The 19383-nt window shown below is 64.5% G+C and carries 14 protein-coding genes; 7 read left to right on the top strand and 7 right to left on the bottom strand.

Going from position 1 to position 19383, the window contains the following annotated elements; all coding sequences use genetic code 11:
* Positions 1 to 7: 7 nt before the first annotated feature.
* The 4 genes from ACOJCM_RS06670 to prlC form a co-directional block, all read right to left on the bottom strand.
* Positions 8 to 2203, bottom strand: coding sequence for a TRAP transporter permease (locus ACOJCM_RS06670; RefSeq protein WP_445211287.1), 2196 nt, complete (start codon positions 2201 to 2203; stop codon positions 8 to 10).
* A 90-nt stretch (positions 2204 to 2293) separates the two neighbouring features.
* Complete coding sequence (locus tag ACOJCM_RS06665; RefSeq protein WP_445211286.1) at positions 2294 to 3283, bottom strand: TAXI family TRAP transporter solute-binding subunit; 990 nt, start codon at positions 3281 to 3283, stop codon at positions 2294 to 2296.
* A gap of 363 nt (positions 3284 to 3646) precedes the next feature.
* A complete protein-coding gene (locus tag ACOJCM_RS06660) occupies positions 3647 to 3892 on the bottom strand; it encodes a YheV family putative zinc ribbon protein (RefSeq protein ID WP_445211285.1) in 246 nt (81 codons plus the stop codon).
* A 69-nt stretch (positions 3893 to 3961) separates the two neighbouring features.
* A complete protein-coding gene (gene prlC, locus ACOJCM_RS06655; protein WP_445211284.1) occupies positions 3962 to 6013 on the bottom strand; it encodes an oligopeptidase A in 2052 nt (683 codons plus the stop codon).
* A 140-nt stretch (positions 6014 to 6153) separates the two neighbouring features.
* On the opposite strand from prlC, the gene ACOJCM_RS06650 reads away from it, so the two are divergent.
* From ACOJCM_RS06650 to ACOJCM_RS06640, 3 genes are all read left to right on the top strand, one after another.
* The gene (locus tag ACOJCM_RS06650; RefSeq protein ID WP_445211283.1) at positions 6154 to 7494 is read left to right on the top strand and encodes a sodium-dependent transporter; all 1341 of its coding nucleotides are present in this window, start codon (positions 6154 to 6156) and stop codon (positions 7492 to 7494) included.
* A 42-nt stretch (positions 7495 to 7536) separates the two neighbouring features.
* Positions 7537 to 8088, top strand: coding sequence for a gamma carbonic anhydrase family protein (locus ACOJCM_RS06645; protein ID WP_445211282.1), 552 nt, complete (start codon positions 7537 to 7539; stop codon positions 8086 to 8088).
* A gap of 104 nt (positions 8089 to 8192) precedes the next feature.
* Positions 8193 to 8864 (top strand): metal-dependent hydrolase, encoded by a 672-nt coding sequence (locus ACOJCM_RS06640; protein WP_445211281.1) that lies wholly within the window; start codon positions 8193 to 8195, stop codon positions 8862 to 8864.
* On the opposite strand, the gene ACOJCM_RS06635 is transcribed toward ACOJCM_RS06640, so the two are convergent.
* The 3 genes from ACOJCM_RS06635 to ACOJCM_RS06625 are packed head-to-tail and all read right to left on the bottom strand — an operon-like array spanning position 8840 to position 12917.
* Positions 8840 to 10222, bottom strand: coding sequence for a sigma-54-dependent transcriptional regulator (locus tag ACOJCM_RS06635; RefSeq protein WP_445211280.1), 1383 nt, complete (start codon positions 10220 to 10222; stop codon positions 8840 to 8842). The genes ACOJCM_RS06640 and ACOJCM_RS06635 overlap by 25 nt on opposite strands.
* Entirely contained in the window at positions 10215 to 12131 is a 1917-nt protein-coding gene (locus ACOJCM_RS06630) for a sensor histidine kinase (protein WP_445211279.1), read from the bottom strand. Before ACOJCM_RS06630 ends, ACOJCM_RS06635 begins: the two co-directional genes overlap by 8 nt.
* Positions 12132 to 12143: 12 nt before the next feature.
* Positions 12144 to 12917 carry a GntR family transcriptional regulator gene (locus ACOJCM_RS06625; protein ID WP_445211278.1) on the bottom strand — a complete coding sequence of 258 codons (774 nt, stop codon included), beginning with the start codon at positions 12915 to 12917 and terminating at the stop codon, positions 12144 to 12146.
* Between the two features lie 337 nt (positions 12918 to 13254).
* Between ACOJCM_RS06625 and ACOJCM_RS06620 the strand changes: the two genes are divergently transcribed.
* Genes ACOJCM_RS06620 through ACOJCM_RS06605 form a run of 4 tightly spaced genes read left to right on the top strand, consistent with a single transcriptional unit; the run spans position 13255 to position 19005 of the window.
* Positions 13255 to 14010, top strand: a complete 756-nt coding sequence (locus ACOJCM_RS06620) for a (Fe-S)-binding protein (RefSeq protein WP_445211277.1) — start codon at positions 13255 to 13257, stop codon at positions 14008 to 14010.
* Positions 14007 to 15461, top strand: a complete 1455-nt coding sequence (locus tag ACOJCM_RS06615; protein WP_445211276.1) for a LutB/LldF family L-lactate oxidation iron-sulfur protein — start codon at positions 14007 to 14009, stop codon at positions 15459 to 15461. Before ACOJCM_RS06620 ends, ACOJCM_RS06615 begins: the two co-directional genes overlap by 4 nt.
* On the top strand, positions 15458 to 16126 hold the full coding sequence (locus ACOJCM_RS06610) for a LutC/YkgG family protein (RefSeq protein WP_445211275.1): 669 nt from the start codon (positions 15458 to 15460) through the stop codon (positions 16124 to 16126). The genes ACOJCM_RS06615 and ACOJCM_RS06610 overlap by 4 nt, the downstream gene beginning before the upstream one ends.
* Positions 16123 to 19005, top strand: coding sequence for an FAD-binding and (Fe-S)-binding domain-containing protein (locus ACOJCM_RS06605; protein ID WP_445211274.1), 2883 nt, complete (start codon positions 16123 to 16125; stop codon positions 19003 to 19005). Before ACOJCM_RS06610 ends, ACOJCM_RS06605 begins: the two co-directional genes overlap by 4 nt.
* Positions 19006 to 19383: the final 378 nt, after the last annotated feature.

The following is a 19383-nucleotide window of genomic DNA, read 5'->3' as shown; positions in this document are numbered from 1 at the left end:
GATATCGTCAGTTCGAGGTGATCGGCTTGGCGCCACCGCCATGCATGCCGCGCTGGAGCATGAACAGCACCGCACCGATGGCCAGGCCCGCGATGTCGGTATAGATGCCGCCGTAGATCATGAACAGCGCACCGATGAACATGACCAGGCGCATCCACGCCTTGACCGGGCCGAAGAACCACGCCTGGACCGTCGCCGAGAGCAGCACGATGCCCAGCGTAGCCGTCACGCCCACGCGCAGGATCTGCATCCAGCTGCCTTCCATCAGCATGGCCGGGCTGTAGAAGAACATGAACGGCACGATGAATGCCGCCAGGCCGATCTTGAACGAGGCGACCGAGGTGGACATGGCGTTGTCGCCGGAGATACCCGCTGCGGCGTAGGAGGCCAGCGCCACCGGAGGCGTGATCGCCGAGACCACCGCGAAATAGAACACGAAGAAGTGGGCGATCAGCGGCTGGATGCCGATGTTGACCAGGCCCGGTGCGACCACGGAGGCCGCGACGGCATAGGCCGCCGTGGTGGGCATGCCCATCCCCAGCAGGATGCTGATGCACATGGCGAAGAACAGCGCCAGCAGCTGGCTGACGCCGGCCAGGCCCAGCAGCAGCGAGGAGAAGCGTGCACCGACCCCGGTCAGCGAGATCACGCCGACGATGATGCCGGCGCAGGCGCACACGGCAATGATCTGGATCGACATGACACCGGCCAGCTGCAGTGCCCGCAGGATGGCCGACAATCCCATCTTGTTGGGCGAGATCCAGCTCACCACAGCCGCCGCAGCGGTGGCCAGGGTACCGGCGCGGATCACCGAGTAACCCATGAACAAGGCGGCGATCAATATGATGATCGGGGCGAACAGGTAGACCTGCTTGATTAGGCGACGGAACTGCGGGATCTCGTCCTTGCGCATGCCGCGCATGCCCTTGCGGGCCGCCTCGAAATCCACCATGAAGTAGATCGAAGCGAAGTAGAGGATCGCCGGGATCAATGCCGCTACAGCAATCTCGGTGTAGGGGATGCCGGTGATTTCGGCCATGATGAAGGCACCGGCCCCCATGATCGGCGGCATGATCTGGCCACCCGTGGAAGCGGCGGCCTCGATGGCGCCGGCACTGCGGCCGGGGTAGCCGACCTTCTTCATCAGCGGAATGGTCAGTGAGCCGGTGGAAACCACGTTACCGGCACTGGTGCCGTTGATCATGCCCATCAGGCCGGAAGCGAAGATCGCCACCTTGGCGGGGCCGCCCCGCGCGCGTCCGGCGGCAGCGAAGGCGAAGTTGACGAAGTAGTCGCCTACCTTCGATGCCTGCAGGAAGGCGGCGAAGATGATGAACAGGATGATGTAGGTCGAGGAAACCGCCGTGGTCGGACCGAGGATGCCGGTATCGGTGTAGAGCTGGCTGAAGAAACGATTCATCGACAGGCCGGGATAGCCGAGGAAGCCTGGCAGATAGGGGCCGGCCCAGACGTAAAGCAGGAAAATGGCGGAGATGACGACCAGCGCCAGGCCGGCGACGCGACGGGTCAGCTCGAGAATCAACAGCGCGCCGGCAATGGCGGCCCAGGTGATGCCGACAGGGGCGAAAGCGGTGCCGGTGGAGGCGCGCAGCGGGGTATTGAACACCACCAGCAAATAGCCGGCGCTGGCCAGGGCGCAGACCATCAGTACCAGGTCGGCGGGGGAGAGCTTCTCGCGCACCTGGCGGTAGCCCCAGGAGAGCAGGATGCCGCCAATCGTGGCGGCCAGCATCGGATAGCCGTAGTGCCAGGTCTCGACGGACGGGTCGATGCGCATGGCGCCGCCGCTGATCTCGCGGAACATGAAGACGACCTGTACCAGGGCGTAGGCCGCCGGGAGCAGGAGGGCATAGCTGAGCCAGGCCAACCAGGCGGGGGAGCGTGAGGTTCCCTCTTCGTTGGCGAAGCGACTTCCTGCATAGAACGCATAGCCGAGCACGAGCGCACCGGTAATGTGCACGATACGAAATGACCAGGTTTCCATCGGGAACATGTTCAGCGAAATCAGATGGAAACCGGAGTAGACGATGGCCAGGCCGGCAACCACCAGCCAGTGCCAGCCGACATAAAGCCTTCGGTTGGATTCGACGACGTCCTCGTCGACCCCGTCGGCGATGGAATCGGGGGTCTTTTCGACCGCCTCCTCGGATGCCCCGGGACGGGGATCGGAAGTGTTGCTCATGGGGATGTCACCCTCGGGTGTAATGCAGCAGCAGTGTCATGACATGCCCCGCACCCGGTGCGGTGCGGGGCATAGGCCGAGATGCGGCGCTTATTTCTTCAGCGAGTCGTCGATCTCGTAGCCGTTCTCTTCGTACCAGCGTACGGCACCCGGATGGAACGGCAGCACCTTGTTGTGCTCCAGGTTTTCCGGAACGCTATGCTCGGCACTGCGATGCACGTTGCGCATCTTGTCGTTGTTCTCCATGGTCACGCGGGTGACTTCGTAGACGAAGTCCTCCGGCAGGTCGCAGCCGGCGATGGCGAAGTTCCACATGGAGACCGCGCGGGCATCTTCCTCGAGGGTCTCGTAGGTGCTGGCGGGGATGGTGAACTCGGAAACCGGGAAGGCGTCGATGACCTGCTGCTGCTCTTCCTCAGTGAACTCGATGATGTTCACATCGGTCTGCACTTCCAGCTGGCTGACCGCCGGGATCGGGATGCCGGCAGCAAAGGCGATGACGTCGATCAGGCCGTCCTGAAGCTGGCCGCCGAGGTCGCCCCAGCCGCCGTTGCGACGGTCGAAGTTCACACCCAGCTCCTCCAGCATGGCCGGGAAGTAGGTGTCGGAAGTGGAGGCCGACGGGCCGAAGCCGATGCGTGCGCCATCGGGGATATCGGAGATCGACTCGATGCCGCTTTCACTGAGGGCAGTGATGGAGAACGGCGTCTCGTACATCGGGAACAGGGCGCAGACGTTATCCATCTGCACGCCGGGCGCCAGCGGGCTCTCGCCCTTCACGGCATCAGAGGCCGGACCCATGGTCGTCAGGCCGAAGGCCACATCGCCGCCATGCACCAGGGCCAGGTTCTGGGTCGGGCCGCCGGTCACTTCGCCGCCGCCGGAGATGTCGAGTTCGTCGGCGATCAGATTGGCCCAACCGGAACCATAGACGAAATAGGTGCCGCCCTGGCTGGCAGTTCCGACGGTGAAGTTGTCCGGCCAGTCGGAGCGATCTTCTTGGGCCGAGGCTGAGGCGGCGGCGAGCACTAGTGCGCTGGCCAATGTTCCGGTGATCACTTTGGGAGTGACGTTGCGCATGGCTATCTCCGTTACATTTGTGGTTATGCGTCAGCGGCCTTTCGACACGCTGTTCGTTCAGTATGGCGCAGAACGTGCCCTGGCGCGGGGGCGCCGGGCTCGCGTTTGGCTCAGGATATAAGCAGGCGCTATGCCAGCCGTTAATTTAGCGAATCACAACGGCGGGTTACAAAGATTACATTCGACCTAGGTCGAATGGCTGCGGTCGGGTAGGGTCTGGAGTTCCGCACAGGCGGGAGAGGCGTCATGCGGAAATCCGCACAGTCGGGGCCGGCTGCGGCATCCGCGAGCCAGGGCGTACGCTTCGCGTTGGGGTGTGCCTCGGCCCGGAAGGAAGCCCGGGGCCGAGGACGGCCTGTCGCGTCAGCGACTGCCAGGGTCGAGTATCTTCACCGTCTGGATGGTGTTGCGACGCTGCTCCTCACGCTCACGGTTGACGCGAGTTTCCAGCTCGGCACCCGTGTCCTCTTCGATGGGTGCCTGTTCGAAGAAGTCGCAGTTGACGCAGTCTCGATAGCGTACGCCGTTCTGCTCCCAGGCTCGGATGCGGTCCATCTCGGCGCAGCGGGGGCAGATGGCGCCGGCTATGAAGCGTTTTTGAACGGCCATGTCGCCTCCGTAGGATGGCCGCCGGTAAGCCTCGGCGGCGGTGTGTTCATCGTTGGCCCACGCCCGGTGTCAGGCGGCGCGGATGCCGCTATGACGCAGCAGCGGTTCGACGCTGGGCTCGCGGCCACGAAAGGCGCGAAACAGCTCTGCCGCATCGCGCGCGCCACCCTGCTCGAGAATCTCGCGACGGAAGCGGCGCCCGGTCTCGGAGTCGAAGATGCCGGCTTCCTCAAAAGCGCTCCAGGCGTCTGCGGAAAGCACCTCGGCCCATTTGTAGCTGTAATAGCCTGCGGCATACCCGCCGGCGAAGATGTGGCTGAAGCCGTTCTGGAAGCGATTGAAGTCGGCCTTCGGCACGACCGACACGGCGCTGCGCACCTCGTCGAGCAATGCCTGGACGTCCGCCGCCGAGGGTGTGCTCAGCTCGTCATGCAGGCGCAGGTCGAACAACGAGAACTCGAGCTGACGTACCAGGCCCATGGCCGACTGGAAATTCCTGGCTGCCTGCAGGCGTTCCAGCAGTTCGGCGGGCAACGGTTCGCCGCTATCGACGTGGCCGGCGATGAGGTCGAGCCCCTCGCGCTCCCAGCAGTAGTTCTCCATGAACTGGCTGGGCAGCTCCACGGCATCCCAGGCCACGCCGTTGATGCCCGAGACGTCGGCAACGGTCTGCTGGGTCAGCATGTGGTGCAGGCCATGACCGAACTCGTGGAACAGGGTGGTAACCTCGTCGTGGGTCAGCAGTGCCGGCTTGTCGCCCACCGGGCGCGTGAAGTTGCAGGTGAGATAGGCGACAGGCAGCTGCAGCCCGCCATTCTCGTGGCAGCGCCGTACCCGGCACTCGTCCATCCAGGCGCCGCCGCGCTTGCCTTCGCGGGCGTAGAGGTCGAGATAGAAGCCGGCAATGGGAGAGCCGTTCTCCAAGATGCGGAAATAACGCACTTCGGGGTGGTAGCGGGGCGCTTCGAGGTCCTCATCGAAGGTGACACCGTAGAGGCGTTCGACGACTCGGAACAGGCCGTTGACCACTCTTGGTGCAGGGAAGTAAGGGCGTAGCTGTTCCTGGGAGATGGCGTGGCGCGCTTCGCGCAGCTTCTCGCTGGCGTAGCCAACGTCCCAGGGGCGTAGTTCGTCGAGGCCCAGCGACTCGCGGGCATAAGCCTCGAGTTCGGCGAATTCCTCTCGCGCCTGAGGCACCGCACGGCGGGCCAGGTCGTCGAGGAACTCCCGTACCTGCCGCGGCGATTCCGCCATCTTGGTGGCCATCGAAAGCTCGGCATAGCTGCTGAAGCCGAGCAGCACGGCCAGCTCGTGCCGCAGCCGCAGGGTCTCCTCGATGACCGGGGCGTTGTCATATTCGCTGGCGTTGGGCCCCTGGTCCGAGGCGCGGGTGACGAAGGCGGTATACACCTCGCGACGCAGCTCACGATTCTCGGCGAAAGTCAGTACCGGATAGAAGCTGGGGAAATCCAGCGTGATCCGATAGCCCTTGACGCCCTTGGCCTCGGCGTTGGCGGCGAGTGTTGCCAGGGCGCTCTCCGGCAGCCCGTCCAACGGCGAGGCGTCGGCAATGTCCTTGTGCCAGGCCTGGGTGGCATCGAGCAGCTGGTTGGAGAAAGTATTGGAGAGCTCCGACAGGCGAGCCTTGATCTCGCCGTATCGCTTCTTCTGCTCGGCCGGCAGGTCGACCCCCGCCAGGCGAAAGTCGCGCAAGGTATTGTCGACGCTGCGCCGCTGCGCCTCGTCCAGCTCGACCCAGGCAGGCCCCTCTTTCAGGGCCTGCCAGGCATGAAACAGCCCTTCGTGCTGCCCTAGCCAGGTGCTGTAGTCGGAGAGTTGGCCGAGGCAGGCCTGGTAGGCCTCGCGCAGGGCCGGCGAGTTCATGGTGCCGTTGAGGTGCGATACCGGCGACCAGGCGCGAGACAACCTGTCGTTGAGGGCTTCTATCGGTGCGGCAAGACTCTCCCAGGTGGGCGTATCTCGCTGTGTGCGCTCGACCAGGGCCTCGATGGCGGTGCGGCTTTCGGCGAGCAACGTCTCGATGGCCGGCACCACGTGTTCCGGCTTGATCTCGGCGAAGGGGGGCAGCTCATGGGATTCAAGCAGCGGATTGGGGGGCATGCGCACCTCGGGTTGTCATGTTCGAAGGTCCTGAATAGGCATTAGATGCGGCCACGGAGGGCAGGTTTCAATCCCGCCGGGGATTGGTGGTGGCGTGTCGGCCTGATAGGCTTGCGCCTCCACGAAGTCGAGGTAACGGCATGCACGCAACCCTGGAGCGCTGGAGTTCCCGCAGAGCCTTCATCCTGGCGGTAACCGGCGCGGCGGTGGGACTTGGCAATATCTGGCGCTTTCCCTATATCACCGGCGAGAACGGCGGGGCGATCTTCCTGCTGCTCTACGTGGCCTTCGTGCTGCTGCTGGGGTTGCCGGTAATGATAGCCGAGATCCTGATCGGACGCGCCGGGCGACGTTCGCCGGTGCAGTCGCTGGGTTACCTGGCCGGGCGTGCCGGGGCCAGTCGCCATTGGCGATGGCTGGGGGTGTTCGGTGCTTTCACCGTGTTCTGCATTCTCTCCTTCTATTCCGTGGTTTCGGGCTGGTCCATTGAATTCTTGATCGCCGCGATCAACGGCGATTTCGTCGGTCGGGTCGCCCCCGAGATTGCGGCCGGCTTCGAGGGATTCCTGGCCGATCCGCGCCGCATGACCTTCAACCACACGCTGTTCCTGTTCATGACCATGACCGTGGTGGCAGGCGGTGTCGCCAAGGGATTGGAGCGGCTCAACAACCTGCTGATGCCGCTGCTCTATCTCCTGCTGTTGCTGCTGGCCGGCTATGCCGCTACCACCGATGGCTTCGGGCCGGCGCTGTATTGGCTGTTTCGTCCCGATTTTTCAGCGGTCACGCCGCTGGTCGTCATGCATGCCATGGGGCACGCTTTCTTCACCTTGGCAGTGGGGGCTTGTGCGCTGATGGCCTACGGTGCCTACATGCCGGAGCGCCAGAGCCTGCCGCGTGCGGCAGGCGCGGTGGCGGTGCTCGATGTCAGCGTGGCACTGCTGGCCGGTATCGCGATCTTCTCGGTGGTGTTCTCCCAGGGCATGGATCCGGGGGAGGGACCGGGGCTGATGTTCGTCACCTTGCCGATCGCCTTCGCCGAGCTGCCCTGGGGGGCACTATGGCTCAGCGTATTCTTCCTGCTGCTGCTGCTGGCGACCTGGACGTCATCGATCAATCTGGCCGAACCGATGGTCGCGACGCTCCAGGGGTTGGGGGTCGGCCGTGGCAAGGCGGCGGCCTTGGTGGGTATTTCAGTATGGTTGATGGGGCTGCTGTCGGTACTGTCCTTCTCCACACTGGCCGAATGGCGCCCACTGTTCGGCATGACCGCCTTCGACCTGGTCACCACCATTCCCCCCGAGATCTTCCTCCCGCTGGGCGGGATGCTGATCGCCGCCTTTGCCGCCTGGTTCATGCGGCACCAGGATGCCCAGGACGCCCTGGGCATCGGTGAGTCGGGCTTTCTCCTGTGGCGCGCGGTGGTACGCTGGGTTTCGATCCCTCTGGCAGCGATGGTGCTGATCGGCGGGTTGCTGTAACCACACGTTGAGACCGGCCAGCGTGCCGGCCTGGAGGTTAGCATGAGCGCGAACGAGCCTGTTCGCAGTTGGCAGGGCGCTCGTCCTATGCTGGGGGCGCGGGTCTATATCGATCCGGCCAGCGTGGTGCTGGGCGACGTGGTGCTGGGCGACGACTGCTCGGTCTGGCCCATGGCGGTGATCCGCGGCGACATGCATCGCATCCGCATCGGGGCGCGTACCAGCGTGCAGGACGGCAGCGTGCTGCATATCACCCACGCCAGCGATTTCAATCCCGCCGGGTTTGCGCTGACCGTCGGCGATGACGTCACCATTGGGCACAAGGCGATCCTTCACGGTTGCACGCTGGGCAGCCGTATCCTGGTGGGCATGGGGGCCATCGTCATGGATGGTGCCGTGGTCGAGGACGAAGTGATCATCGCCGCCGGAGCGGTGGTCACCCCGGGCAAGCACCTGGAAAGCGGTTTCGTTTATGCCGGCAACCCGGCCAAGGCGCTGCGACCGCTGAAGCAGAGCGAGCGGGAGTTCTTTCCCTATACCGCAGGGAACTACGTGAAGCTCAAGGACCAGTATCTGGCAGAACGGGGGGAGTAGCCCGAGCTCCGGAACGAACAAAACGTTTCACTAAATCATTGTTTCTTCAGACTGGGGCGGGTGATAATCTGGGTTTTTATCCAGTTTAGAGGGCTTGCCCCGGCATGGCCGATTTTCGCACCCATCTTGGCGTGGCCGCGGCCGGCGGTGCCGTGCTGGCGCATGGGGGCTGGCAGGCGGGGCTATGGAGTCCGTGGCAGGGGGCGGTGGCGTTTGGGCTGGTGGCCCTCGGCGGCATACTGCCCGATATCGATGCCGACAGCTCCAAGGCGATCCGGCTGGTCTTCAACCTGCTGGCGGTGCCTGCCGTGGTCGCCGGAGTCTTGCTGTTTCAGGCCTGGATGGGGCCGGGGCCGTTGCTGCTGGTGTGTGGCGCGATCTACCTGGCCGTGCGCTACTTGGCCGGAGCCGCTTTCAGTCGCTTCACCGTGCATCGGGGGCTCTGGCATTCGCTGCTGGCCGCCGCCCTGTGTGGCCTGGCTGTTACCGCGTTGAGTCATCGCCTCTTCCACCAGCCGGCCTGGCTTGCCTGGGCGCACGGTGTATCGCTGGCCGTCGGTTTCGTCATTCACTTGCTGCTCGATGAACTGTATAGCGTCGATCTCACCGGGGCACGCATCAAGCGCTCCTTCGGCACGGCCCTCAAGCCCTTCGACATGAGGGCCCCGGGCAATTCGGTCGCCATGCTGGTGACGGCGGTCGCGTTGGGGCCCTGGCTACCGCCGTTTGCGCCGTTGCTGGGCCTGCTGGCTCAGGGCGCCGCCTTGTGGCGATAGTCCTCGGCCTTGAGCCCGTATTTGCGCAGCTTGTCGTAGAGCGTCTTGCGCGGCAGCCCCAGGTGCTCGCAAACCTCGGTGATCTTGCCGCGATGGCTGGCCAGCGACTGGCTGATCAGGCTCTTCTCGAACAGTTCCACCTGCTGTGGCAGGGCCAGTTCGGCACTGTCCGCCTCGACCCCTTCCAGCAGCACATCGATGCGATAGTCGAAGGCCGAGCCGAGCAGCACGTAGCGCTCGGCCAGGTTGCGCAGCTCGCGCACATTGCCGGGCCAGTCGTGCGCCATCAGGGTGGATATCCCGCCGGTCGCCAGCGGCGGCGCCTCGAGCCCGCTGCGGTTGGCGGCGACCACGGCGAAGTGCTGGAACAGCAGGGGGATGTCCTCGCGCCGTTCGCGCAGAGAAGGAATCGGCAGGGTGACCACATTGAGGCGGTAGTAGAGATCCTCGCGGAACTCGCCGGCCTCGGCGGCCAGCTTGAGGTCGACCTTGGTCGCGGCGATCACACGGATGTCCAGTGGCACGGCCTCGTTGGCCCCGAGTCGCTCGACACAGCGCTCCTGCAGCACGCGCAGCAGCTTGACCTGCAGTGCCAGCGGCATCGACTCGATCTCATCCAGAAAGACGGTGCCGCCATTGGCGTGCTCGAACTTGCCGATACGGCGTTCGACGGCGCCGGTGAAAGCGCCCTTTTCATGGCCGAACAGTTCCGATTCGATGATGCTTTCCGGTACCGCGCCGCAGTTGATGGCGACGAAGGGATGTCCGCCACGGGGGCTGCGCTCGTGGATGGCACGAGCCACCAGGTCCTTGCCGGTGCCCGTCTCCCCGTACAGCAGGACATCGGTTTCCACCTGGGCGATGCGTTGCACCATCGAGGCGAGCCGTTGAATGGCGGGCGTACGCCCCACCAAGCGAGGGCCCGGGGCGGCCTGCTGCGCTTCCAGTTCGGCCTTGAGATGGCGATTTTCCAGGCTCAGGCGTCGCTTGTCGCTACCGCGGCGCACCATTTCCACGAGCCGTTCGCCGGCGAAGGGCTTTTCCAGGAAATCCCAGGCGCCTTCTCGCATGGCCTCGACCGCGGTCGAGATATCGCCATGACCGGTAATCAGGATGACCGGGAGATCCGGGTCGCGCAGCCGAATCTCGCGTAGCAGCGCCATGCCGTCCATGCCGGGCATGCGGATATCGCTGACGATCACGCCGGGAAAGTCGGGTGTCAGGACTTCCAGGGCGCTCTCGGCGCTGGCGTGAGGTTCTGGCTGGTAGCCGGCCAGCTCCAGTGTCTGTCCTGCGGTAATGCGCAGATGGGGCTCGTCATCGATGATCAGTACCGGGATGGCCGCCGGGTCATGCATGAGAGCGCTGCTCCTCGGTTGGCGTTGACTGGGAACCGTCGGGTCGTTCTTCCCTCGGCAGGGTAATGATGAAGCGGGCGCCGGCGCCAGGTCGGTTGCTGGCTTCGATGCTTCCCCCCAGGTCCTTGATGATGCGCGCCGATATCGACAGGCCCAGGCCCAGTCCGCTGCCCGGCGTCTTGGTGGTGAAGAACGGCTCGAAGATGCGCGACAGGTGCGGCTCGGGGATGCCGGGGCCCGTGTCGCTGACGCCGATGCGCACCTGACCCGCTTTGGCTTCCACGCTGAGCATGAGCTGGGGGACAGGCGTCTCGGTCATGGCCTGCAGGGCATTGCCGATCAGGTTGACCAGGACCTGCTCGAGCCGCACCAGATCGGCGTGTACCCACACTTCGTCTTCCCAGCACCGCACGACTTCGACTTGGTGAAGGCGGCTCTGGTAGAGCCGCAGTGCATAATCGAAGCAGGCCTGGACCGATACCGCCGTCAGTGAGCTGTCGCTCTTGCGCGAGAACTGGCGCAGCTGGGCGCTGATCTCGGCCATGCGCTCGGTCAGTTCGACCACCTGAGCGAGGTTGGCGTCGGCAGCATCCAGCCGCTGGCGCTGGAGAAAGGCACGGGCGTTCTCGGCATAGGCACGAATGGCGGCCAACGGCTGGTTGAGTTCGTGATTGATGCCGGCGGCCAGTTGCCCGAGGACGGCCAGCTTGGCTGCCTGGACCAGCTCGTCCTGGGTCTGACGCAGGTTTGCCTCGGCGCGACGGCGCTCCTCGATCTCGTCGGAGAGCAGCCGGTTGGTCTCGAGCAGGTCGCGCGTCCGCAGTTCGACGTTGCGCTCCAGTTCGTCCCGCGCGCTTGCCAGGGTTTGACGCTCGCGCTCGGCGAAGAGCTCCCGCTCGCGACGCAGGCGGAGGCGCTGCCAGCCCACGCCGCCTGCCAGGGTCACTACGCCATACAACCCGCCGGCGAGAAGGGCAGAGAACCACTGCGCCTTATGGACGGCGTCGAGTGGCTTGAGGATATGCATGTTCCAGCCAAAGGCCTCCATGTGTCGGGCCAGACCCAGGTAGCGCCTCTCTGCCAGCGGGCCCTGGTTGAGCTGCACCAGGCGGCTGCCGTCCGGGCGCTGCTCGTAGACGTCGATGCCCGACGGGGTGAGCGGCTCGTCGGCGTAGCGCCGGGTGGCCAGCAAGGCCTGGCGCTCTTGCTCCGAAAGCGGATGCAGCGCGGCCATGCGCAACTCGGGATGGCTGGCCATGAAAATGATGTCGTCCTTGTCGGACACCATCAGCACGGCATCCTGCTCCGCCCAACTCTCCTCGACCGCATCCAGCAGGATCTTGATGACCATCACCCCGCTGGGGCGCGCATCGGGGGCCGTGTCGTCAAGCCAAACGGGGGCCGAGAAATAATAGCCGCGCTCCAGCGACTGGACGCCGAGCCCATAGAAACGGCCGCGGCTGCCGGCAATGGCTTCCTGATAATAGCTGCGGAAGGCGTAGTTCTGGCCGATGAAGGTATTGGGGCGATGCCAGTTGCTGGCAGCCACGGTGTTGGCTTCGGCATCGAGCAGGTAGACGTCGGAGACGTCGGCCGTGGCTCGGAACTGGTCGAGCAGCAGGTTGAGCGGCATGGGGTCCTGCTGCCCCCGGTTGAGCAGGAAGCGTTTCACCATCTCGCGCGAGGCGAGCAGCTGTGGCAAGTAGTCATGGCGGGTCAGATGGCCTTCCAGGCCGGCGGCAGAGAGGCGAAGCTCGTTCTCCGCTTCTCTCACCAGGGTCAGCAGGGCCTGCTCGCGTGCCACCTGAGCGGCCTGCCACATGACCACGACCAGGCCCAGCGGCAGCAATAGCAGCAGCAGCCGGCGCAGCGGTACCGACAGGCGGGGCGGGCGATGCGGAACTTTCACGCGGCGCGTTCCTTACAGATGTATTTCCGGAAGCGCCTGGGCGCGACGCAGGGCTCGCTGGGCACGGGTTTCCGCACGCTCCATTTCCAGCAGCTCCTCCTCGACGAACACCAGGTGTTCGTGGGAGCGTGCGCGGGCGTCTTCGGCGCGACCCTCGAGGATGGCGTCGAGCAGGGCACGATGCTGCTTCATCAGCATGGGGCGCGATTGCGGCTTCTCGAACAGGTGCGCGAGGTTGTCGACGATGCTCTTTTCCAGCAGATGGAAGATGCCGCGAATGGTATGCAGCAGCAAGACGTTATGGGCGGCCTCGGCGATGGCCAGGTGAAAAGCGGCATCCGCCTTGGCTTCGAGTTCGGGCTCGCGGCCGGCAAAGCAGGCTTCCAGCTCCTCGAAGTGCTTGATGAGCATGGCGCGATCGGCCGGGGTCGAGCGCAGGGCGGCGTAGTAGGCCGAGATGCCCTCCATGGCGTCTCGGAACTCGAGGAGATCCAGGTGGAATTCCTGGTGCCTGGCCAGCATGTCGAGCAGCGGGTCGCTATAGCCGCTGTTGAGTTCGCGCGTAACGAAAGTGCCGCCGCCCTGGCGGCTGGTCAGCAGGCCGCGAGTCGCCAGCTTCTGAATCGCTTCGCGCAGCGAGGGGCGTGATACGCCAAAGCGTTCGGCCAGCTCGCGCTCCGGAGGAAGACGTTGGCCGGGCTTGAGGCTACCTTCGAGGATCATCGCCTCGAGGCGCTCGGTAATGACATCGGCAAGGCGTGGCTGACGTACGTTCTGGTAGGTCATGCGGGACTTCCCTGGGGAGTCGTCGTTGCTTAATTGGTCTTACCAATATTGACTCGAAAGTCCGCCGCTTGCAATCCGCCTTGCGAGCACGAGGGGCTGAATCGACACTCGCCAGGCTAGCTGCGCCTTATGCATCGACTAAAGTCTACGGGCTGAGCCTGGTCGAAAGCGCCGCTAGCGTTTGACACTGGCGGGGCGTAACCCTAATGTTCATCCACCTCTTCGGGTAAATTGGTAAAACCAATTTACCGCCAGTGATAGAAAGAATGCTAGCAGTCGAGCCACAAGAAACGTGACGAATGCCGTAAGCCGCCGCGGCCGACAGTGAGGAAGTCTCATGACGTCAGTCAAGCTGTACCCAGCCAAGCCGGAGAAAGTGTATCTCTTCGGTACTTGCCTCATCGACCTCTTTTATCCCCAGGCCGGCCTGGATGCCGTGCGCTTGTTGGAGCGCGAGGGGATCGAAGTCCTCTACCCCCAGGACCAGACTTGCTGCGGTCAGCCGGCTTATACCTCCGGCTATCATGACGAGGCGCGGGCCGTCGCTGCGGCGCAGCTCGACCTGTTTCCGGATCCCTGGCCCATCGTCGTTCCCTCGGGCTCCTGCGGCGGCATGATGCGTACTCACTATGCTCAGCTCTTCGCCGGTACCGAGCGGGAGACGCAGGCCAACGAGGTGGCAGCACGCATCTATGAACTCACCGAATTTCTGCTGCATGTCTGCCAGCTCCGGCTCGAGGACCATGGGCCTGCCGAGAAGGTGGCCATGCATACCTCCTGTAGTGCACGGCGCGAAATGGGGCTTGCCGAAACGGGCCCGATGCTGCTGGCCCGGATGGGCCAGGTCGAACTGGTCGAGCAGGCTCGCGCTGCCGAATGCTGCGGCTTCGGCGGCACCTTTGCCGTGCGTCACCCCGAGGTTTCCGCCGCCATGGTCGAAGACAAGACCCAGGCGATCGAAGCGGCCGGCGCCCAGCGCTTCGTCACCTCGGATTGCGGCTGCCTGATGAACATTGCCGGGCGTTTCGAGCATCAGAAGAAGCATGTCGAAGGCGAGCACATCGCCAGCTACCTGTGGCGGAGGACCTCATGAGCGCAGCCCACGAGCCGGTGCAGACCTTCACCCCGCGCGAGTTTCATCGCCAGGCTCACGACGCGCTCGTGAACCCCCAGATTCGGGCCAATTTCCGTCGGGCGATGGATGGCCTGATGGCCAAGCGCCGCGACGTGTTCAGCGATTGGGACCTCGAGACCCTGCGCGAGCTCGGCGCCAGCATCCGCCTGCGAGCATTGGCCAGATTGCCCGACCTGCTCGAACGGCTGGAGGCCAATTGCCAGGCCAACGGCATCCAGGTGCATTGGGCCGAGAACGGCGACGAGGCGTGTCGCATCATTCGCGACATCTGCGAGCGCCACGACGCCAAGGCCGTTATCAAGGGCAAGTCGATGGTTTCCGAGGAGATGCATCTCAATGCCCACCTGGAGGAGGCGGGCATTGAGGCGCTGGAATCCGACCTCGGCGAATACCTGGTGCAGCTCAACGAGCAGACTCCCTCCCACATCATCATGCCGGCGATCCATCTCAACACCGACGAAATCTCCGAGATCATGCACGACAAGACGGGTATCGAGCGCACCCGGGACGTCGACGCCATGACCGCGGCAGCCAGGGCCCAGCTGCGCGAGCGTTTCATGAGCGCCGACGTGGGCATCTCGGGCGTCAACTTTGCGGTGGCCGAGACCGGTACGCTGTGCCTGGTGGAGAACGAGGGCAACGGTAGGATGACCACTGCCGTGCCGCCGGTGCACATTGCCGTGACCGGCATCGAGAAGGTAGTCGAGCAACTTCGCGACGTGCCGCCGCTCTATGCACTGCTCACCCGTTCGGCCACTGGCCAGCATGTCACTACCTACTTCAACATGATCAGCTCGCCCAGGAAGCCGGAAGAGCACGATGGACCGAAGGAGGTCCACCTGGTGCTGGTCGACAGCGGCCGCTCCCGTATCTACCAGGACGACGAGCTGCTCGACACCCTGCGCTGCATTCGCTGCGGCGCCTGCATGAACCATTGCCCTGTCTATACGCGGGTGGGCGGCCACACCTACGGCACCACCTACCCGGGACCCATTGGCAGCATCCTGATGCCGCACATGATGGGGCTCGAAGAGACCAAGGATCTGCCCACGGCGTCGAGCCTGTGCGGTGCCTGTGGCGAAGTGTGTCCGGTGAAGATCCCGATTCCCGACCTGCTGGTGCGCCTGCGGCGAGAGTCGGTGGGCGAGGGGCGTGGCAACGTTCCCGGCGCGGGCGTCAAGAGAACGAAGCAGGAAGTAGCGGCCTGGAAGAGCTTCCAGTGGTTGGCCACGCACCCTGTCGCCTGGCGTAGTGGTACGGCGATTGTCGGCAAGCTACAGGCGCTGGTCCCGTCGAAGCTGGGGCCTTGGACCGAGTACCGCACCGCACCCAAGCCGGCCAAGACCTCGCTGCATACTCTGGTCAAGCGTCATCAGGCGGAAAAGGGCGAGGGAGGGAAGCGCTCATGAGTGCCCGCGACAATATTCTAGGGCGCCTGCGCGCGCGCCACGACGGCCAGATCACGGCGCCACAGAGCGATTTTGCCGTGGTTACCGGGCGTGGGTGGAGCGCGCAGGAGCGGCTCGAGCGATTCGAGCGGTTGATTACTTCGGTCCACGGCGAAGTGGTTCACACCACTCGAGGCGCCTGGACTTCGGCCCTGGCCGAGGTGCTCGAGACCAAAGGCATTCGTCGGCTGGCCCTGGGCCGCGAGCACCCTGTCGCAGCCGAGGCCCGGACCGCACTCGTCGATAGCGACGTGGCCCTGATCGATGCCGATCGGAACGTTGAAGCCTGGCGGCATGAGCAGTTCCACGACACCGATGCCGGTCTGACCTCTACCCGGGGCGGCATCGCCGAAACCGGTAGCCTCTGGCTGTGGCCGACCCCCGACGAGCCGCGGCTGCTGAGCCTGGTACCGCCGATTCATATTGCGGTACTCGATGCCGAAGCCGTCGAGGATACGTTCTTCGACGTCATCGAGGCCCATGACTGGGCTGGGGGCATGCCCACCAACGCGCTGTTGATATCGGGGCCGAGCAAGACCGCCGACATTGAACAGACGCTGGCCTACGGCGTGCATGGCCCGCGCGAATTGATAGTGCTGTTACGCCACGCCGAGGCGCACCCATGACCACTGCAACGTGGGCGCCATCCGCCGACAGCTGGCAGGAGTTGAAGCGGGAACTGCTTGAGATCATGGATGGCGACCGCTTGATTGACGATCCGCTGCGCACCCTGGCCTACGGCACCGATGCCAGCTTCTATCGGTTGATCCCCAGGCTCGTGGTGCGTCCCGCCGACGAGGACGAGTTGGTGGCGGTGCTGGCCGGCTGTCGCAAGCGCGGCCTGCCGGTGACCTTCCGCGCCGCCGGGACTTCGCTTTCGGGGCAAGCGGTAACCGATTCGGTACTGATTCAACTGCGTGAGGGCTGGCGCGGCCATGAAATTCTCGACGGCGGCCGGGCGATTCGCCTCCAGCCCGGGGTGGTCGGCGCAAGAGCCAACCAGCTATTGGCCCCCTACGGTCGCAAGATCGGTCCTGACCCGGCTTCCATCAATAGCTGCATGGTGGGGGGGATTGCTGCCAACAATGCCTCGGGCATGTGCTGCGGCACGGCGCAGAACAGCTACCGCACGGTGCGCGATATTCGCGTGATACTTGCCGACGGCACCCGCCTGGATACCGCCGACCCGGCCAGCCGCGAGGCCTTCCGTCGCAGCCACGCCGAGCTTGTCGAGGGCCTGGAGCGGCTTTCCGCCGAGACCCGGGCCAACGAGACGCTGGCGGAGAAGATCCGCCATAAGTACCGGCTCAAGAACACCACCGGCTATGCCCTCAACAGCCTGGTCGACTTCGACGACGGCATCGAGATCCTCAAGCACCTGATGATCGGCTCCGAAGGCACGCTAGGCTTCATCAGCACGATAACCTACGACACCGTCGTCGACGAACCGGAAAAAGCCGCGGCGCTGGTCTTCCTGCCGGACATGGCGACCACCTGCCGCGCCACTATTGCGCTCAAGGCGACGCCGGTATCGGCCGTAGAGCTGATGGACCGCGCCGCGTTGCGCTCGGTCGAGAACAAGCCGGGCATGCCCGAGGGGCTCAAGGCCCTGCCTGCGAAAGCGGCGGCGCTGCTGATCGACGTGCGCGGCAACGACGAGACCGAGCTCGAATCGCGGCTTCAGGCAGTGCGGGCGATCTTCGAGGGTATTCATACCCTGGAGCCGGTCGCTTTCACCCGCGACAAGGCCACCTACGACCTCTACTGGAAGATTCGCAAGGGGCTCTTCCCAGCCGTCGGGGCGGTCCGTGATACCGGCACAACGGTGATCATCGAGGATGTCGCCTTCCCCATCGAGCGTCTCGACGAGGGCGTGCTGGCTCTGACCCACGTCTTCCACCGCCACGGCTACCCCGAGGCGATACTGTTCGGTCATGCCCTGGAGGGCAACCTGCACTTCGTCTTTCCCCAGGGCTTCGAGAGGGCAGGCGAGGTGGAGCGCTACCAGGCGCTGATGGATGAAGTGGCACAGCTGGTTGGCGTCGAATACGGCGGCTCGCTCAAGGCGGAGCACGGTACCGGGCGCAACATGGCGCCATACGTTGAGCTGGAGTGGGGCCCCGAGGCCTATGGCCTGATGTGGCAGATCAAGGCGCTGTTCGACCCCGATAACCTGCTCAACCCCGACGTCATTCTCAGCCGCAACCCGACCCTGCATCTAGAGAACCTCAAGCCGCTACCGGCCGCCGACCCCATCGTCGACAAGTGCATCGAATGTGGCTTCTGCGAACATGTCTGTCCCTCCCGCGATCTCACCCTGACGCCCCGCCAGCGCATTGTTGTCGCCCGCGAAATGGCCAGGCTCGAGGCACTGGGAAGCCATCTCGAGGCCGTTGATGCGGCACGCCTGGAGCAGCTGCGAGAGGATTACCGCTATGCCGGCGACGAGACCTGCGCTATCGACGGGCTCTGTGCCACCCAATGCCCGGTGGGCATCAATACCGGTGAACTCATTCGCCAGATGCGCCATGAGCGATTGGCGCAGCATGCCGACACGGCACGTCGGCTTGGGCGCCATTTTTCCGGTACCACGCGCCTGGCGCGGGGCATGCTCAACCTGGCGGGGGCCGGGCGAGCCATGCTCGGCGTACCGGCACTGACCAAGGTGAGTGGAGCCATTACCCAGGCCAGCGGCGGTCGGGTGCCGCAGTGGATTCCCACCCTGCCCAAGGCGGCGCCGGTACGTGTGTTGAAACGAAAACCGGCGAGCCAGGAGGTGCGCGACAAGGTGGTCTACTTCCCCTCCTGCGCGACTCGCGTCTTTGGTGCCGGGCATGGCGACAAGGAAAGTCGCTCGATCATGGAAATCACGCTTGCGCTGCTCGACAAGGCCCGCTTCGAGGTCATCGTGCCCGAGATGACGGGCCATCTTTGCTGCGGCATGGCCTTCCAGTCCAAGGGGTTATTTGACGAGGCGGCACACAAGGCGCGCGAGCTGAATCGCGAGCTGTTGGTGGCGAGCCAGAATGGTCGTTTCCCGATCCTCAGTGACACCAGCCCTTGCGTGTTGCATATGCAAGGACGGCTGGATGAGCGTCTGAACGTGCAGGAGCCGGTGGCCTTCGCCCACGATTTTTTGCTGCCGCGTCTCGACATCACACCGCTGCAAGAGCGCGTGGCGGTGCACGTCACCTGCTCCAGCACTCACATGGGGCTAGGGGAGTGCATGGTGGCCCTGGCGCAGGCCTGCGCCCGCGAGGTGGTGGTGCCTGCCGAGATAACCTGCTGTGGTTTCGCCGGTGACAAGGGTCTGGTCACGCCGGAGCTGAACGCTTCGGCACTCAAGGGGCTGGCCGAGCAGGTAGGCGAATGCGATGCGGGATATTCCAACTCCCGAACCTGCGAGATCGGCCTGTCGCTGCATGGTGGCATCCCGTATCGCTCCATTCTCTCGCTTTTGGACCGTGCCAGCCGCGAACGCAGCGACATGGCAGGCACCGCCTGAACCCTCCACAACCCCTCGCTTGCCGGGGGTGTGGAGGGTTTCGCCGGCCTCGCGCCGACACGGCATCGTCACGCGCCTGAAACTTTTTTCCCGAAAGCCCTTGCGAGGCATCTGCCAACCCCGTAAAGTACGCTGCCGGCGACGGGCAACGTTGCAGGCGGTGGGCAGGGTGGTAAGTGGTTGTCTCGTTAGGTGTTTTCGATTCGTTTCGTAAAATTCCCGCTTGACGCCCGCGGCGGATTCGGTAGAATGCGCACCACTCGAGACGGCGCCCGCAGCGCGGGAGTTCGACGCCAGGGTTACCCCGGTGACGGCCTCGAAGGGAGTTGACAAGCTCCGCCGGATCAGTAGAATACGCCTTCCTCGCAGGGCGCTGGC

The sequence above is a fragment of the Billgrantia hypersalina genome (assembly GCF_052584175.1).
The sequence above is the reverse complement of the archived record's forward strand: the minus strand, read 5'-3'. Positions and strand labels throughout refer to the sequence as shown.

Bases quoted from the DNA above. Each gene is read 5' to 3' on its own strand.
- ACOJCM_RS06670 (WP_445211287.1), bottom strand. From the start codon at position 2,203: ATGAGCAACACTTCCGATCCCCGTCCCGGGGCATCCGAGGAGGCGGTC.
- ACOJCM_RS06665 (WP_445211286.1), bottom strand. From the start codon at position 3,283: ATGCGCAACGTCACTCCCAAAGTGATCACCGGAACATTGGCCAGCGCA.
- ACOJCM_RS06660 (WP_445211285.1), bottom strand. From the start codon at position 3,892: ATGGCCGTTCAAAAACGCTTCATAGCCGGCGCCATCTGCCCCCGCTGC.
- prlC (WP_445211284.1), bottom strand. From the start codon at position 6,013: ATGCCCCCCAATCCGCTGCTTGAATCCCATGAGCTGCCCCCCTTCGCC.
- ACOJCM_RS06650 (WP_445211283.1), top strand. From the start codon at position 6,154: ATGCACGCAACCCTGGAGCGCTGGAGTTCCCGCAGAGCCTTCATCCTG.
- ACOJCM_RS06645 (WP_445211282.1), top strand. From the start codon at position 7,537: ATGAGCGCGAACGAGCCTGTTCGCAGTTGGCAGGGCGCTCGTCCTATG.
- ACOJCM_RS06640 (WP_445211281.1), top strand. From the start codon at position 8,193: ATGGCCGATTTTCGCACCCATCTTGGCGTGGCCGCGGCCGGCGGTGCC.
- ACOJCM_RS06635 (WP_445211280.1), bottom strand. From the start codon at position 10,222: ATGCATGACCCGGCGGCCATCCCGGTACTGATCATCGATGACGAGCCC.
- ACOJCM_RS06625 (WP_445211278.1), bottom strand. From the start codon at position 12,917: ATGACCTACCAGAACGTACGTCAGCCACGCCTTGCCGATGTCATTACC.
- ACOJCM_RS06620 (WP_445211277.1), top strand. From the start codon at position 13,255: ATGACGTCAGTCAAGCTGTACCCAGCCAAGCCGGAGAAAGTGTATCTC.
- ACOJCM_RS06615 (WP_445211276.1), top strand. From the start codon at position 14,007: ATGAGCGCAGCCCACGAGCCGGTGCAGACCTTCACCCCGCGCGAGTTT.
- ACOJCM_RS06610 (WP_445211275.1), top strand. From the start codon at position 15,458: ATGAGTGCCCGCGACAATATTCTAGGGCGCCTGCGCGCGCGCCACGAC.
- ACOJCM_RS06605 (WP_445211274.1), top strand. From the start codon at position 16,123: ATGACCACTGCAACGTGGGCGCCATCCGCCGACAGCTGGCAGGAGTTG.